Source organism: Paenibacillus forsythiae T98 (assembly GCF_000520735.1).
Lineage (GTDB): Bacteria > Bacillota > Bacilli > Paenibacillales > Paenibacillaceae > Paenibacillus_AQ > Paenibacillus_AQ forsythiae.
In genome coordinates this window covers 1-1,547 of sequence record NZ_ASSC01000399.1, presented here as the reverse complement: position 1 = coordinate 1,547, position 1,547 = coordinate 1, and the positions used below count along the sequence as shown (strand labels likewise).

General features: G+C 51.4%; 1 protein-coding gene. It reads left to right on the top strand.

All coding sequences use genetic code 11. From position 1 onward, the window contains the following. Positions 1 to 122: 122 nt before the first annotated feature. The coding region (locus tag L692_RS30650) for an ATP-binding protein (protein WP_198027748.1) at positions 123 to 1,547 on the top strand (1,425 nt) is incomplete at its 3' end.

The window sequence follows — 1,547 nt, the reverse complement described above, 5'->3', positions numbered from 1 at the left end:
TTGGACGCGGCAGGCTAGGGTAGCCCGGAAAGAGAGTGAGGGAGTGCTTGATTATGATGGGAGAGAGACCTGCGCCGGTACCATTGAATTCAATGACAAATTTCTCTAAAGTAGGACATATTTTGTACACTTATGATGACATCGACAGCTATATCGACAATGCTGTGTCCTATGTTGTAACAGGTATTCATCAAGGTTGCCATATCTTGTTCATAGACAACGAGGTCACTTACCGCAGGTTGCTTGGCAGGCTCGAGGAGGCGCTGTCCGCCGACCAGTTGGAGGACGTCCATTACGTCGATAATTTTGAATTTTACCGTCAATACGGCGATTTCCATTGCGATAGCATTATTAATCATTTTGAGAGAATCCTGAAGCCTTTTCTGGATCGGCAAATTCGGGTCAGAACCTGGGCCCATGTCCAGTGGAACGCGAGAGAGCGGGACCAGATTCATATTACGCTTGAGGAATTCGAGAGAAAGGCGGACAGCTCCGTCATCGGCAATGGACTTATGTCCGTCTGCGCCTATAACGCCAGGGAAATCTCCGCATCCTTGCAGAATGTTCTGCTGAAGACGCATGAATATTTGATGACGGACAGGGAATTCATCATTTCCCCCTTGCATAAAGGCCCTGACGCGCTTGAAGCCGCCGCGCCTTCGCTCGCGGTTCAGAGCCAGCTTCTTAACGAGCAGAAGCAACTGCTGATCGAGAAGGAGGCGGCTGAGCAAATGAACAGGATCAAGAACGAATTTATTGCAATGATGAATCATGAAATACGGACGCCGATGAACGGCGTGCTTGGGATGGCTGAGCTGCTGTCCGAAACGAATCTGGATCACGAGCAGGCGGAGTATCTGGATGCGATCCGCAAAAGCGGGGAATCCCTGCTCCGAATCGTCAATGACATTCTGGATTTCTCCAAGATTGAATCGGGCCGCTCCTATGCCGAGAATGAGCCTTTTCGGATCAAGGATTGTATTGCGGAAGCTCTGGATGTTCTGCTGTTGAAGATTTTGGAGAAAAATCTGGACATTAAGGTATCCGTTGACCCCGATATTCCGGAAAAGATTACAGGCGACTATAACCGCTTGAGACAGGTGCTCCTGAATCTGATTGAGAACGCTGTGAAATTTACCGATGAGGGCGGCATCCATATCTCGGTAGGCAGCCTGGTACGGAGCGGCGGTCGGATTCAGCTTCAGATTACCATCAGAGACACCGGAATCGGGATACCGGAGGAGGCGTTCAAAAATCTCTTCCAGCCGTTCTATCAGGTGGATCATGGCTTGACGCGGAGAGTGAAGGGAACCGGACTCGGCCTGGCCATCTCCAAAAGGCTCGTGGAGCTGATGGGCGGCGAGATCATGGTCCGTGTACCGGAGGAGCCGGGGGCCGCCTTCTCGTTCACGGTGGAATTCGGAATTCCCGTGGAGAGCGGCTCTGCGGCTGGGGAAGACAGCTCGGGCAAGCGCCTTTCTTCCATGCGGGTGCTTGTGGCGGAAGATAACGAGATTAACCAGCTTATTCTGAAAAAACGCCTTGAA